The sequence below is a fragment of the Rhizobium sp. CC1099 genome (assembly GCF_029714385.1).
Taxonomy (GTDB): domain Bacteria; phylum Pseudomonadota; class Alphaproteobacteria; order Rhizobiales; family Rhizobiaceae; genus Rhizobium.
This window is the reverse complement of sequence record NZ_CP121643.1, coordinates 279,683-294,457: the sequence shown is the minus strand read 5'-3', so window position 1 is coordinate 294,457 and position 14,775 is coordinate 279,683. Positions and strand designations below refer to the sequence as shown.

11 protein-coding genes and 4 pseudogenes are annotated in these 14,775 nt (G+C 56.5%); 5 read left to right on the top strand and 10 right to left on the bottom strand.

All coding sequences use genetic code 11. The annotated features are described in order from the left end of the window. Positions 1–659 precede the first annotated feature (659 nt). Positions 660–1,670: a hypothetical protein gene (locus QA644_RS35320; RefSeq protein ID WP_349254150.1), complete on the top strand. Its 1,011-nt coding sequence runs from the start codon at positions 660–662 to the stop codon at positions 1,668–1,670. A gap of 218 nt (positions 1,671–1,888) precedes the next feature. Here QA644_RS35320 and QA644_RS34780 read toward each other — a convergent pair whose 3' ends face one another. Then, positions 1,889–3,127, bottom strand: a complete 1,239-nt coding sequence (locus QA644_RS34780) for a Fic family protein (protein WP_283074172.1) — start codon at positions 3,125–3,127, stop codon at positions 1,889–1,891. A 730-nt stretch (positions 3,128–3,857) separates the two neighbouring features. Here QA644_RS34780 and QA644_RS34775 point away from each other — a divergent pair. Next, positions 3,858–4,919, top strand: a complete 1,062-nt coding sequence (locus QA644_RS34775) for a hypothetical protein (RefSeq protein WP_283074171.1) — start codon at positions 3,858–3,860, stop codon at positions 4,917–4,919. Between the two features lie 460 nt (positions 4,920–5,379). Here the strand turns inward: QA644_RS34775 and fdxB are convergent, their stop codons facing one another. From fdxB to QA644_RS34745, 6 genes and pseudogenes are all read right to left on the bottom strand, one after another. Next, on the bottom strand, positions 5,380–5,691 hold the full coding sequence (gene fdxB / locus QA644_RS34770; RefSeq protein WP_283074170.1) for a ferredoxin III, nif-specific: 312 nt from the start codon (positions 5,689–5,691) through the stop codon (positions 5,380–5,382). Then, positions 5,688–5,891, bottom strand: a complete 204-nt coding sequence (locus QA644_RS34765) for a CCE_0567 family metalloprotein (RefSeq protein WP_283074169.1) — start codon at positions 5,889–5,891, stop codon at positions 5,688–5,690. The genes fdxB and QA644_RS34765 overlap by 4 nt, the downstream gene beginning before the upstream one ends. Positions 5,892–5,915: 24 nt before the next feature. Then, a pseudogene (locus QA644_RS34760) lies at positions 5,916–6,399 on the bottom strand (NifX-associated nitrogen fixation protein). Further along, a pseudogene (gene nifX, locus QA644_RS34755) lies at positions 6,396–6,776 on the bottom strand (nitrogen fixation protein NifX); the annotation flags it as partial. The pseudogenes nifX and QA644_RS34760, both read right to left, overlap by 4 nt. Before the next feature lie 2 nt (positions 6,777–6,778). Beyond that, positions 6,779–7,285 (bottom strand): annotated as a pseudogene (locus QA644_RS34750) (AAA family ATPase); the annotation flags it as partial. A gap of 457 nt (positions 7,286–7,742) precedes the next feature. After that, positions 7,743–8,711 (bottom strand): LysR family transcriptional regulator, encoded by a 969-nt coding sequence (locus QA644_RS34745; RefSeq protein ID WP_283074168.1) that lies wholly within the window; start codon positions 8,709–8,711, stop codon positions 7,743–7,745. Between the two features lie 743 nt (positions 8,712–9,454). Here QA644_RS34745 and QA644_RS34740 point away from each other — a divergent pair. Next, positions 9,455–9,865: pseudogene (locus tag QA644_RS34740) on the top strand (LysR family transcriptional regulator); the annotation flags it as partial. 38 nt (positions 9,866–9,903) lie between these two features. Here the strand turns inward: QA644_RS34740 and QA644_RS34735 are convergent. Next, positions 9,904–10,530 carry a helix-turn-helix transcriptional regulator gene (locus QA644_RS34735; protein ID WP_283074167.1) on the bottom strand — a complete coding sequence of 209 codons (627 nt, stop codon included), beginning with the start codon at positions 10,528–10,530 and terminating at the stop codon, positions 9,904–9,906. A gap of 692 nt (positions 10,531–11,222) precedes the next feature. Here QA644_RS34735 and QA644_RS34730 point away from each other — a divergent pair. Both QA644_RS34730 and QA644_RS34725 read left to right on the top strand, forming a co-directional pair. Continuing rightward, on the top strand, positions 11,223–11,498 hold the full coding sequence (locus tag QA644_RS34730; RefSeq protein ID WP_283074166.1) for a hypothetical protein: 276 nt from the start codon (positions 11,223–11,225) through the stop codon (positions 11,496–11,498). A 234-nt stretch (positions 11,499–11,732) separates the two neighbouring features. Beyond that, positions 11,733–11,948: a hypothetical protein gene (locus QA644_RS34725; RefSeq protein ID WP_283074165.1), complete on the top strand. Its 216-nt coding sequence runs from the start codon at positions 11,733–11,735 to the stop codon at positions 11,946–11,948. Positions 11,949–12,821: 873 nt separating this feature from the next. On the opposite strand, the gene QA644_RS34720 is transcribed toward QA644_RS34725, so the two are convergent. Both QA644_RS34720 and QA644_RS34715 read right to left on the bottom strand, forming a co-directional pair. Then, positions 12,822–14,120, bottom strand: coding sequence for an NAD(P)/FAD-dependent oxidoreductase (locus tag QA644_RS34720; RefSeq protein WP_283074354.1), 1,299 nt, complete (start codon positions 14,118–14,120; stop codon positions 12,822–12,824). Positions 14,121–14,189: 69 nt separating this feature from the next. Then, entirely contained in the window at positions 14,190–14,765 is a 576-nt protein-coding gene (locus QA644_RS34715) for an NAD(P)-binding protein (protein WP_283074164.1), read from the bottom strand. Positions 14,766–14,775: the final 10 nt, after the last annotated feature.

Below are 14,775 nucleotides of genomic sequence, written 5' to 3'. Positions count from 1 at the left end.
CCGCATTGCCTCAAGCAAAATGTTACCGATAGTGTTGATGCTCCCGATGGGATGGTCATGGTTCGCTGTCCCGGCTCGGGGGATGGATGGCACGGCGGATCAGCATGGCGACACGGACGGAACTGATTGAGGCAATCATTGAGCGCTATCGATCGAGCTGTCGGGCGGACAAGCATAGAATCCTAGATGAGTTCGTCGCAGTTACCGGCTACCACTGCAAGCATGCGATCAGAGTGCTCCGCCATCGTGGGTTCGAGCCGCCTTCCGCTAGGCAGCACGTTGTCCAGTATGGTCCCGACGTCAGGGAAGCGCTGGTGGCTCTATGGGAAGCGTCCGATCGTCTTTGCTCGAAACGCCTGAAGCCGCTGATTCCGATTTTACTGCCAGCCCTTGAGCGTCACGGCCGGCTCGAGCTGAACAGCGAGCTTCGCGATAAACTGCTAATGGTCAGTGCAGCGACGATGGATCGGTTGCTGTCAGAGATACGCGTGGTGGCTCGCGGTGGCCAGCGTCGGCGTTCCGGAATGAGTTCCGCGGTTCGCCGGTCGGTCCCGGTGCGCACTTTCGGGGACTGGAATGATCCGTTGCCCGGTTACGTCGAGGTCGATTTCGTGGCCCATTCGGGTACCTCTTCGTCCGGCAGCTTCGCGCAGACGATGGTGCTGACCGATATCGCCACGGGCTGGACCGAGTGCGTGCCGGTGCGGACGCGCGAAAGCGGCCTCGTGATCGCTGCCATCAAGCAGGCCCGCTCGCAGTTTCCATTTCCGCTGCTTGGCGTCGACTTCGACAATGACAGCGCCTTCATGAACGAACTGGTGGTCTGCTGGTGTCGAAGCCAGGGCTTGGAGGTGACCCGTTCGCGCGCGTATCGAAAGAACGATCAAGCCTGGGTCGAGCAGAAGAACGGTGCGATCGTGCGAAGGCTGGTCGGTTACGGAAGGTTCGTCGGCGCGGAGGCGACGACAGCGCTGGCTCGCCTCTATGAGGTGGTGCGTCTGCATGGCAACCTGTTCCAACCTTCGTTCAAGTTGCGGGAGAAGACGCGGATCGGCGCTCGTGTCATCAAACGCTACCATCCGCCCGTGCCGCCTGTTGCGCGGGTGCTGGCCCATTCCGGTGTGGCCGAGGCCGACAAGGATCGGCTCCAGGCGATGTTGGAAAGGGCGGATCCAGTGATACTGTTTGCCGGGATCCGCGCCGCCCAGGAGGAGCTCGGAAGGCGGGTCGATCGGCGTGGCCTAAACGCCAGATCCGAAGAACCGGTCGCCGTCGATCTGCAGCGTTTCACCTTGAGCCTGAAGACAGCCTGGCAGGTTGGGGAGAAACGGCCGACACATCGGAGACCATATCGGCGGACCAAGCCTTACCCGAAAAGGCAGAGCATGCTGGAGCCATTCGAGCCCCAGATTCGAGCGTGGCTTGAGGCGGATCCGGCGGTTTCGGCAGCCTCGGTCCTAGAGCGTCTAATGAGCGCAGATTCGTCACGCTTCACGAAGAAAAGCCTGCGGACGGTGCAAATGGCCGTCAAGGCTTGGCGCATCGAAACAGCCGGGCAGATTATTCTCGATGGAGACTGGATGAAGCGCGCGTCGTTATCTTCTCCCGCCGCGGCGGGAGAAGATAACGACCATTTCAGTGCACACAACTTCGGTAACATTCCTGGGTGAGGCAATAGGTGGGGTCAAATCTTCAGTTCGCTTGACATCAGGCATGCAGGATATGCTTCAACGTAAATCTGACAGACTCTAGCGGATCGCTCGCGCTTGTGCCGATCGTTCAGCAAACACTCAGTTGAAGTCTTAGATATCGAACAGAATGGCAGGGTTGCCGCGTGTGGTATGTTGACGGAACACTTCTTTTGACGGTCCGCCTATGCGCGAAAAGGTCATGCGTCCTCGGGATAGAGGCGAGGGAAAAGAGTATCGAGCGCCTGGACCGGGAAACGCAGCGACACAGGCCCCTTTTCGGTAGTAGATGCGAGCAGGCCCTCATCGGTCAACGCCTTCAGCACGCGCCGCGCCGATCGCTCTGGCAGGCCAGTGATACGCGAAGCCTCTCCCCGCTCGAATTCCCCACGTACAAGCGCTTCCTGAAGCAAGGGCGCGCATTCGTCCGGCAACGTTTCCTGACGATGGACATAGCGCTTGAGGCGTCCGCCCAGCGTCTTGAGGTCGAACAGGCTGTCCATGTAATCGAGTTGATCGAGACACACGCGCAGAAACCAGGTGGTGAATAGTTCCAGTCCCTTGAGCGAAAGGTTGCCCCGTCCATCACGGTCGCCCTGGCGTGGTTCGTCGGCCCGGGCCATATGCTGCTTATATTCGGCGCGGCCTTCTGGCCCCCCCGCCAGGCCTCTCGCCAGACCGCGGGAAACTGACCAGAGACCATGAGCTCCCACTCCGGCCGCTTGTGCCATCGCATGACTCATCAAACGGCTGACCCGGCCATTGCCGTCCGGAAATGGATGGATGTAGTTGAAGCGATGATGCGCGGTCGCCATCGCAAAAAGGCGGGCGCTACGACTCACCCCGACGGCCATCATCGCTCCTCCTGGAGCCGGCTGAAAGGCGAACCGCTGGTGGAAATAGGCCATGAAATCGGGCACTCGATCGCTCGCGGGAGGCAGATGCCTGCCGACCTCGACGTCCTGCTCTTGCCCCTGCCGCCATTCGCCAGGCGTCATGACAAAGCTGTGGTGGTTACCGGCGATCGTCAGCATGTTTTCTGTTGCACCGTCGTAGAAGGCGCGGTGGAGGTACCGGATGAATTCTAGTGATGCCGGATCGGGGAGCGTCCCCGCCGCCGCCCGCTCATCGATCTCCTGCTGAACACGATAGTGTGCAACGGCTTCGATCTTGAGGTCGCGCCTATCGTCCTCAGGTTTAATTCCGTGAAGGGCCTGCTCGATCTCGCGTGGCCGGGTGTTGTGGCCTTCGATCAGGTTGCTGTAGTAGGTATTCATGATCCTGACTGTTCGGGCCAGTTGGGCTGCCGTTTCAGGATGGAGAGCCCGGCCAAGACTTTCGGCCCTAGCGACAATCTCAAGCGAAAGGTCGAGTAGTTCGCCATTGGGATGCTCGATACGCGCAGGCTCGATGCGTGTGGGTGCTTCCACGATATCCATTTTGGCCGATATCCAATTTTCCTATTATTATCACATATAAGGATTTTTCCCAATTATCCATTGCATTTGGCCGATCCGTTGGCCGATATTCTGCGCATGGATTAACATGGCCCCCAACCCGCAATCGATCATACCGTCGGGCACCGTCACAGAACGTGGGACGATCATGGCGATCGTGAGAGGGGCATGCCGTGGGTGGTCTCTTGATCGCAATGAACCCACCGCCTATCACGCTGCCGGCTTTCTGCATGCACTTTGGCCGATACTCAATCGCTGATTCTGAAATCAACTCAAGTATTTCCAAAGATTTCCATCAATCCTGGCCGATCGCTTGGCCGATGCCCTGCGCGCGCAACCGGCCTCATCATCGCAAGATACTTTGCCTAATAACCAAAATCCCGTTCTGACCATCAGAAGGAGAGAAAGAGTATTGGCGATCACGTACCGTCGGTCTGGCTATCCCGTGAACTTCTGCTCTCGCCACATGATTTCTGTTCTTCTGCTCGCCCTGAACGGAATCGAACCAAGGGCACGCTGTTTAAACCCATAGCCCGCGGCAAAACCCAAATCATGTGAATTAAGACCAAAAAACTCACGGAAGGTATGCAGCCAGCGCAACTTTGACTAGAGCGGCACGCGAATCTGTGTAAGCTTTCACTCGGGTTGGGGAGTTCGCCGTTGGTCAACAGCGTCAGCGCAATATTCTCCCTTATGAGTGAGCGCAGAATAGATGATCAGTACCCTCGGGCTAAGTCTTATTGCAGAGCTTATGCAGTGGGATAATGATGAAGCGACGGCTGAGTACGGCTGGCTTCAACTCATGTCCTCAATCAAATACGATGGCTATGCCGACTTCAGAGCCGGAGTTCGCTTCTTTGAGAGTTTGGCCACCTGGCTTCGTCAATTCACACAAGAGGACCGTAAGACCGCATACGCCTTCATCCGCAAGCGCTTGGTCTACATCTCGGCCGCAGAAATGCAACGCGTTATCGAGATCTTCGTACCGGAAACGGTCACGCCGTTCCTGCGAAAGGCCGCGGCGATCGAAGCGAGTATCAAGCCATACGAAGTTTGGGGACGCAAGGAAGGTGTCGAGGCCTTCAATCGCGTCCTGCGACGCTCGCTGTTCATTGGATTGAGTGACGGCAGCCGCATCGATGTATTGCGCAGAGCCAACGCCGGCCGCCTTTCGCAGGAGCAGATCGTTCCCATGATGAATATCGGCCGGGAGAAATGGGCGGACCTCGGCAAGGAATTGCGTAACGAGCAGGGCGAAGACGCCCGCTTCGACGATGTCTACCTGATTGACGATTTCACGGCGTCCGGAACAACATTCATTCGGCAGGTCGATGGCAAGTGGAAGGGCAAGCTGAAAAAGTTCAATGACATGATCTGCGACGCCCGCAAGCATGACGGCTTTCCGATCGCCGAGAACTACCGGCTGCACATTCATCACTACGTCTCGACCGATCAGGCGCAGATCGCGTTGAGGGACCGCGTCGCTGACGCCAGCGCGAACTGGGCTGAGAAATCGTTCGCCGATGTCGATATCTCGGAGGGATGCCTGCTCCCCAGCCGTCTGAAGCTCAGCCAGCCTGACGACGCCGCCATGTTGAAACTGTGTGAAGACTATTACGATGACCAGCTTTACATTCGGCTGAAGAAACATTGCGATGAAGCCGGACAGAGCCATATGAAATTCGGATATCGACGGCGTTCGCGCAATAGGTCAACCGCTAGAGTGACACTTACGAATGGCGATCAAGGCGCATGGTCCACAGATTGCGTTTGAGAGCAACTTGTGCACTTGCGGAAATCCCCTCGAACAGCAGGCCCGCGACGGAATGGTAGTCGCGAACCAGCGCTATTTATAAGTCGGCAGGGAAGTCAGGCCCAAGAACTTAGACCTGAATAAGTCAGGTTTCCGGAGTTCGGTGGAGGTGGAGGTGGAGGACGTTTGATCCATTGACGCCTTCATGACCTCTCCTTCGCAGCTCTTCAGCTGCCTTCACGCTTGCTGGATAAACCGGTCTTGGGTGGCAAAAATCAGCGTTGCCTGACCGATATACGGCATACACGAGGCTGATGAAGTAGGCGACCTGGACTACCAAAAATACTGGAAGCAGAACGAAAATCGTCCGAGTTATGGACAGTGAGGCTGCGTATGCTGACCCCCCACTCACGATAACAATCAGCAGCGGGATACGAAAAAATGCTCGAAAGGACACGATGAACTCTCCTAATCATGCGTATCAGTGATCGACTCTTGAAGCGCCGACGTGGGTTTGACAGTTCTTTGGGCAGACACGCGCGCAGGCTCCACAGCCAATGGAGCGCCCTGGCTGGTCGACGACCATAATCATACGATTTAGCTGATCATCTAAATCATCATCTTCGGACACCTCGAAGATCTCCCCCAGCTCGTCGACCCCGTGAAGACGCATCACTTGTCGTGAGCAGACCTTGAAGCAGCGCCCGCATCCAATGCAGGTAACCGCATCGATGCAAGTCAGGTATTGAGGTTCCCAGCTTGAACCATCGCGCGTCAGGAATGGTCCTGTCATCGCGACTTCTCCGACATTGACAGCTTCTTTCGAGCGGCGTCCAACTCTGCAAAAGCATCGAATGTCTTTTCGGCCACGCGCTTGATGTCGGTCCAGCGAACCGGGAGGTCCTCAGCCAGGTCATGCAGCTCCAGCTTCGCCGACGCGGCCCGGAACTGCAACTTGCGTACGATTTTGAGCTGCTCATCAAGGTTCACCATGGTTCCCTCATTTTACGTCGAACGTTATGCCCGCGCCATATCCGGAAAGGTAAAGAATGATTTTCATGGCATCGTCGAGAAACCCCTCACCGCGTCTCGATAGCTCCTGCAGGGAGCCAAAACCAAAGCGATGGACATCGCGTAGTGTCTTCGACAAAACCACCAGACGTCCTGTCGTTAGAACGACACGCCCGAACACCTCGTGGTTCATTGTCATCAACGAAGATGTTTGGAGGCCGGTACGTTCCTCCACTCCGAGCGCTACGCAGGTGTAGAAAATTTGAAGCCTGGAAAGCACGTCCGGATCGGGATCGCCGATGATCGCCATTGCGCGACGCTGTTCCTTCGTAACAATGAAATCGGAAAGAAGCTCCTGGTCGTTCTTTCCATCACAGACGCCGTTCGTATCCTGGGCTCACACGAGGCGAACCAAGCATTCCATGAAGGGGCCTGCAATCGCGCTTCGATCGTCGGGTGCTGTGCCTTCGGAGATTGCGCCGGAGGTCATGGCGATCTCCCTTCAGTCTTCTTCGTCGAAAAAGGGCTTCGGATGCCCATACCGGCATCGGCTAACGCCTTCCTCAACCATGGCGGGGGCGCGGTTTTCAGCATCTTAGTGCGCAGCAATACATCTTCGATGACGACTGGCTCCGGAACCTGGATTGGGTGAAGTTTTGCTGCGACGACCCTCGCGGCGGAGGGGCCGCCAATTGCTTGGCAGAATAGCAGGTGGCAGCCTTTCGGGGCTTCCACCCTTGTAGCGATGCGGCTGTCACGCTCGCCTGCGTGTTTTCCTGTTTCGTGTGACCCATCGCCAAAATCAACCACCTCCGCGATTTCCCAGCCTGTCGGTCCGACGTCATAGACGGCAAAGAGCCTCGCCGATCGATCCCTTTCGCGATATTGTTGGCAGCATAAAGTGCCATCATCTCGCCGGACATGACGATGTAAATTTCTTGAGCTTTGTTTTCGCGGATTGGCATCGCAAAGCCGCCGCACACAACGTCGCCCAGCACGTCGTAGGAGACATAGTCAACATTGTCATAGGCGCCGTTTTCTTCGAGGAAGTTATCGACATTATAACGCCGCGGCCGGCGCATCCCACGCCCGGTTCGGGCCCTCCCGATTCCACACACTTGATCCCTTTGTAGCCGGACTTTCAGAACGTCCTCGAGTTCTAGGTTTTCCACGGAACCCTCTTGCGCTGCGAGGTGCAGAACAGTGTCCTGGGCCTTGGCGTTTAGAATCAGGCGCGTCGAATCAGCTTTCGGGGCGCAACCGACAATGAGAATTTTTTGCCCGAGATCGACGAGGGCCGCTAGCGTATTCTGGGAGGTAGTGGACTTGCCGATCCCCCCTTTGCCGTAGAATGCGATCTGACGCAAATCTGACATCTTTGCCTTCCTTTTTCGTTCCATCGGCTTTCGGCGTGCGGTCGGCAGCTCACGCCGCCCCGCTCGCAGTGTTTCGAAACGCGTTCCACGTGCAAGATCAGCTTCAAGAGCGATCCAAACGGTGTTTTTAGGCAGTACAGAGACAACTGCAGCCGTATTGCGAACAACCGGCTGTCGCAGGACGGACAAAATGGACACAACTGTTTGGAGCGGACCCGTCGATCGAAAGGGTTGCCTCGAAAGGATGACCAGCGGAGCTAAGACTTTCGCCTTTCCGCCCAGCCACGAGGTCAAGCAAAGCGACTGCCTCGTTCTGTGGTCCAGATTATGAATGTCACACAAGGGGTGTTTCTGCTGTTCGGGAGGCCGCGTCGGCAGACGTCGCGCCCGACCAGCTCCGGCTCTAGACTGTTGAGAATGCCGGGAGCGAACGCAATGCGCCGCCTTTGATAGGTGATCAGGCGGCTGTGCTTTCTAGAGACACGGACTCCCGTTCGAGCGCGGGAAACAACTGCTCAAAAGGTGCCATCCTTGCGGCCACTTCAAGAAGCGTCTGACGCATCCAGAGGCTGGCAGGATCGGTATTGTGAAGCATCGGCCACTGAACTGCCTCCGTCAGCTTTGGTATCGGTAGCGGTAGATCCAGAATGCGCAGTGGCGTAGTCTTCGCGCAATCCTGAGCAAGTCTCAGAGGCATCGTTCCGATACGAGTCGTTCCAGAGAGCATCCCCGGTATCATGCTGAAGGACTGAACCACGACCTCTACGCGCCTCGAGTAGCCGCTTTCGCGCAAATACCATTCATCAACAGCCGGTTTTAGGGAACAGCCGAATTTGACGGCGACATGTCCCATCGACATGTACTGATCGAAGGAGAAGGATTCGCTGATGCGGCTGTTTCCTTCGCAAGCCACGCATACGAAGACATCGTCGAAAAGCCCTGCGTGGGGGTGCTTCGACATGAATGGCTCAGGCATAATCAGAAAATCTACGTCGACGCGCTGTAGGAGCTCCTCAAAATTTTCCGTGATCGGCATGAATTCAAAACTTACACCTGGAGCCTCTCGCGCTACCCGCTCGACGACCTTCTCGATGAATACCAGCGTGACGTAGTCGGACAGGATCACTCTGAACCGACGTTCGCTTTGAGCGGGATCGAAAGGCTGCCATGAAATAACCGATAGCTGGATGTGCACCAACGCTTCACGCACCGACGCAGCAAGCCCTTCGGCTCGGGGAGTCGGGACGAGCTCGCGGCCCACCATCATAAAGAGCTCGTCTCGAAAATATGTTCGTAGCCTGGCAACCGCCGCGCTCATCGCAGGCTGGCTAAGGTTGATGCTACGTGCAGCAGCGGTAAGATTTCGCTCCGTCATCAGCGCGTCGAGCGCGACGAGAAGGTTAAGATCAAGACCTTTAAATCGCATAGATTTGTCTCTGCCTGTAACGCTAGAACGCCTGCTGCTCAGGCCCTTTCCTAGTAAAGTAATATAATTGACAGAAATCAAGCCCAATAAGTTTCGCGTCGTGGTAGCCTCCACATTTTCAGGTAGTAAAGCAGTTGTATAAACGCATTCCAGCCTATCGTCTTGCCCCCTGTTACGGGTGTTAATGTTCTTACACATCTACGTCGAGATTTTGGGCCGAGTTCATCTCAGCGTTGCACGATTCAAAACATTTGGGTTAGCAGAAGCTGCTGACAGGCTGCATCGGCGGCGACACCTTCTCCCGGATGGGGCTTGAACAAACTAAGGCTCGACATTTTGGTTACACATTTCAGGGGATGCTGATGAGGACGAAGATTCCACACAGACCACCACCGGAGCCTTGCTCGGCTTGCGGCCTACGACGGATCTGTCAAGGAGGATGGAAGGTGTAGCGCTCGCCAGGATCCGCGTCGGGATTACATATTTCTGTAAATCATTCGCCGAACGACGGTTGCTACCCCACGCGAAGGGGCGTCTCAATCGCTTCCTGGGAATTGTTTCGACGGTTAAGATTGCTGAAGGCAGCGGGTGAAGTTCCTGTCGCGGATGTGCCTGACCGCCACCTCACCAAGGGACGGCAAGCCCACAGCATCGCACCCGCCTAGAAAAGAAGGTCCTGGTCGAGCTCTTTCACCTGGATCACCAGCGGTCCTCACGTCCAGGGCCAACAATCTCTGTCAAAAAACGAGCAACTTTTAGAGCCACTTACATTTGACAAATACATTTCCTTGGGGCACGTAGCCGCCACGTTCGGCAATGCCCGCAGACCCTCTATCGAAGAGTGGTATCTGCTTCAGCACGGATTCAAACGGCGCATCGAGGTCGTTGTACAGGGCCTGAGCATGATCCCGCCGGTGATATCCAACACGAACCGAATAGGTACCATGCCATCGCGGCTCGCGGAACATTTTTCGCAAACCTTGCCGCTTGCGATAATGGAGCTACCGCTACCGCTTCCTTCCTTTATTGAGGCCGTGCAATGGCCTGCCCTCCATAATAGCGATCCGGCCAGCGTTTGGATGCGCGAGATTCTGGCGGATGAGGCGTCGCGATTGTTCCCGGCATCGATGCAGAAACTGAATGGCGGGGCCTAAGCTTCGGGGCCTCCGCCAAAGGATCCTGCTCGGCATTCTTAGACCTCAGGCGACCTCGGCTCATGAGGCATGATTTTGAACGCATCATCGGCCGGCCTCTCGTCACCCTCGCCTAATCGGGCTAACAAGCTAAACACGTCACGCAACGTCTCTTCATCAAAGGACCTGAGCTTTTTAATGCATGTTAGGATCAGTTCCGCCTGATCTTTAGTTCCGCCCCACAAATGGGGCGCGGCGGGCGCGATGATCTCTTCAGGCGTCGCGTCAAGAACTTCGCAAAGATGTATCAAGCGACCGACTGTTAGGCGTGACACCTTGTTCTCATAGCGGCCATATACTTGCTCGCTGAGACCAAGCATGGGAGCAAGTTTTGATCGTGGTAGCTTTCGTCTATCACGGGCTTCGCGGATGCTGAGCCTGATCTGCCTCTCGAGTTCAGCGCTTGAGGCAATCACTCCCTGAAATGGCTTTCTGTAAACCGTCTTGCCTGTAGCTAGATCGTCGACCTCCCGCAAGCCGTGCTCTTTGACCCATTGCTTCAATGATCGTCCCACCCATTGGTTACAAATAAACGTTATAATCTTTATAAGCGAAAGTTCGCAGGGTGAAACCATTAATGTGCTCCCCGTGATCATTTTTGGCGCATTCTTGATAGCTTTCGCCAACCCCGCATGCTCGTTCCGCCCCTTACACATCGCGCGAATGGATGCTCGCTCTGGCAACGCCTGAGGAAAAAGCAGGCTGAAAAGCAGCCAGAAAGCCTCAGGATCAGCCGAAGACGGCCGAGGAGCCGACCGACGGGGAGGAAACACGATCAAACCGACCAGCGGATTTTCATGGCGCCAATTTGGCGCAAATCCGATCCGCTGCGGTCTGAAGCCTGCGCTCGCGGTCCACACACGATGACAGAGGCATCAAGCGCTGGAACCAAAGCCCGACGGCGCACGACTGCCATGTCCAAATTTAAATTAAGGGGCGGTGGCCCATGCGTCACCGCGTTCCTGGCCGACCGGCGCCCGCTGTTGGTCGAGTAGCCGTTCAACGCGCAATCGAGCGTGGGAGCACTCACTTGTAGGAGAAGATCATCATCGAACATTCGAGATTTTGACAGCGGAGCCGGTCAAGTCTAGACGGAAGCCGGTTGTGTGCGTCAAGTTCTACAAAATTGGGCGGCCATAGGGCTGGTCATACGGCTTTGATCTCGGCGGTTTGCTCACTCCGCCAGTTCATCAGCAATTGCTTAAAATGCAATCGCGCCGCTTGACTCATTTTGCGGATGAGAACATTTAAGGAACAGGCGTAGCGACCGCCGTCACGAAAACAGGATAGAAGAACCCTTCACGGGGAAGAACGACGCGTGGCCGAGACGATTGGCGAAGCGATGGATGAGGGATGGGATTTGAAGGCTCGCTGCGCCTGGGGAAAGCATGAAGGCCTGAAGACCGTTCGCGCATGCCGCTGCAAGCGCGATCTCGACCTGGTGACGACGGTCGCGATGCGCGGCCGCGATTTTCCGCTGTCGATGCTCTCCGAACGTCTTCGCTGTCCGGTCTGCGGCAGCCGCGAGATCGCCGTGATGTTCGCTGCCGGGCGCACATCCGCCAATGGCCATGCCGATGAAGCGCAAGCATAGGTGGCGAGCCGGAGCGCGTCGCCGCCGGCGAGATGCTGAAGCAGATGGCCAATTGGGAAAATCCTGTTCGCGATCTGTCGCTGCCATAGCACGATCGACAAGAACCTCCTGTGCTGGAAGTATTGCGTAGACGTCGTCTTGCGCGAGCTGGAGCCAAAGCTCCGCTGCCGCCGGTGCAGCGAGCTGCGGTCGCGCCGGTTTCTACGTGAAGAAAATCGCCGAGATAGGAAAAACATGGCAGAGATCGACAGAACAACGGCACAAGGCGCCACCATCCATGTAAACGACCTGTGCGACCATGAGGACGCGACCGGCATTCGCTGCAACGGAATGGGGCGGTTACGGCTTCGGGAGAGCAAGACGATCACGCTCTGGGACTGCGGAAAACATCAGCCGTTGAATTATCGTGGACTGCCGCCGCACGGCAGCGCGCCATCCTTTACAAAGTGATCACTTTCCAGCCGATCAAAGCCGATGTAGGGCTATGCTCAACACCCATACGGATCATGTCTCATTTGGAAAACCTGAAGGGAAAGCGGCACATTTTCCAATTTTACGTCGACAAGGCCGAAGCGCGAGCTGCAAAGGCTACGGAAGATCGTGACTTCGAACTGGCTGACCTTCAGCATTACTCGCGAGGATATCCAGGTCCTCGACGATGAAATTGCTGATCAGCAGTATGAAGGCTAACAAGCGCCGGCTGTCGCTGACAACTTTTACCCGTTCGGCAGTCCGGCCGAGCTTCGGAAACTCCCCATGCGGCCGGTGCTGCACAAACAAAAGGATGGCTTCGTTTGCCTTATGGGGTACTTAAGCGTATTCTTATTTATCGGCTCGACAATTCAACCGGGTGCCCCGGGCCGCTTGAGAGACGATCTGCTCTTGCCTGAAATAGGAGAGCTGTCATGTCTCTTTTCGAATTATTTTCCTTTACCGATCGAAGAAGCTTTTCGATGGCGGCGGTGTCGATGAGAAAGCAGCGAACGGTGCGGTCGATGCCCACGGCCGCTCATCTCGTGCGACATTCCACAGGCGGCCGGTTTTGGTTTTGCCGCGTGTGTCGCTTGACAGCGTCCAGGATCAAGAACCCGAACGGTGTATCGTACGCATGCACTCGCCTGTCCTGTCATGGGCGCCTGCTTGCTTTGCGACGGAAGGCGCACTCCGTTCTCGATGCGGTAACTAGCCCTGCTAGTGGACGCCTTGGCGGCGGCGACCTCAATGGAATTTCTTTTGTCGGAACTCTTAAAAAGCCTCGTCTGATGATCGGTTACATGGCGGTCCGGCACAAAGGAAATTCTCCATTCTCAGAAAATCATCCATCTAGGCCAAACGCGCCGAAGCCTTTGATTGGGCGCCGACGTGAGCCACCGTGTGATAGTCACCCAGGTCCGCCTCCTTCGTCAGCTTCCAATAATCGATCAGGCGCCAAGGGCTGTTGGCTACAACTCGCCCTCGGTCGTTTCGGAAATAGGTGGACATGCCGGGATGGCTCCAGATCATATGCTGGTGCATCTCTTGGATCGTCCGGTTGTAGCGTTGATAGACGTCTCGCCGGCATTCCACCTCGACGAGCTTCTTCTCTCCCATCTTGCGCAGAACGCTCAGCACGTAATCGATCTGGCTTTCGATCGTGAAGATGAAGTTGCCGCGATGGCCGAGCGCCGTATTGGGGCCGTACACCATGAAGAAGTTCGGGAAACCCGTTACGACGGTGCCAAGATAAGCCTGGCAGTCGTCATCGTCCCAGACCTCTCGTACCGTCACGCCGTTGCGTCCGATCACCTGAACCGGAAGTAAGAAGCGTGTGATATCGTAGCCCGAGGCGACGATGAGAACATCTGCCTCATGCGTGTCCCCGTTTGTCCCATGGATTGACTTGCCTTCAACATGCGCAGCAGCGCCGTCCACCAGCCTAACATGCGGCATCAGTAGGGTCTTGTACCAGCCGTTGTCTAGGAGCATCCGCTTGCCGAATGGCGGGTACGGCGGAATGACCTTGGCCAGGAGGTCGGGGCGCCCGGCCAGCTGTTCTTCGATATAACGTGTACAAGTCTCGCGGTAGCCGTCGTTTACCGCATTCACAGAACGGTCTGGATGCGGCCAGGCCGGGTCCTTTTGCAGGCCCTGGTGCACTTGGCTGTCGAAGATCCAACTCAGCCGGAGCCTATAGAGCCATTCGTAGTGTGGCACCTCGCGGAGCAAGAACTGCACCGGCTCCGGAACCGGCATTCGCAATTTCGAGAAGGGCGCCGCCCATTGGCGTGACCGCTGGAAGATTGTCAGGGCACCCACCCGATCTGCGATGGCCGGAACAACCTGCATTGCCGAGGCCCCATTCCCAATCACAGCCACGCGTTTGCCGTCAAGCGTAACCTCTGGATCCCATTTCGAGGTATGTATTACCGGGCCGTCGAAGTCAGGCAGGCCCGGAATATTCGGCCACTTCGGCGTGGTGAAGCCTCCCACGGCCGAAATCACCACATTGGTCACAAGGGTTTCTTCCGCACCGTCGGGCAGGCGTAACCGGGAATGCCAGGTCCGGCTCTCTTCGTCATAGCGAGTGACCACGCACTCCGTGCTGTAGCGAATTGAGCTCTCGATCCCGAATTCGCTGGCGATCCGATTGAAATAGTCGTCGATTTCCTGCTGCAGCGGGTAGAACTTGCTCCAGTTGCCACCGGCAAAGGTTTAGGAGTAGAGATGTCCCGGCGTGTCCACCCCGCAGCCAGGGTAGTGATGTGAGTGCCAGACCCCGCCGGTGTGGTCTTGCATTTCGATCTGGATGTAGGAAATGCCCAGTTGTCGTAGCCGAATTGCGGCTGCTACACCGGACATGCCGGCCCCGATGATAAGTACGCGGAAGCCCTCCGGCAAGCACACCGGATCGGGAAGCGCGCCTGAATACCTGCGCAGCTTGTGGATCATCATGTCAGCGTATTCCGGCGGAATAGGCTCGGCCTCTGACGTAGACAGCATGCGGATCAACTCTTCTGCCGACAGGTCCGGCTTGGCGATGTTTGCCCTCTGGCGCCAAGCCATGATGGCGGCCAATGCTGCATCGCGAATCTCCGTCTGCAATTCGACCGCTAAGCCGCCGGAATCGTTGTCGTCCCAGCGACTCTTCACGGGAATAAATGGCGGGTTTAACCAGTACTCTTGTCCTGTAAACTGGTACAGAAGGAGTAGCAGGGTGGGAATGTTGGCCGAAGGGAGTGCCTCGGCGATGCGTTGGCGGAACGGGTCGAGGTCCGTCGAGTCAGCCATGATTTATATC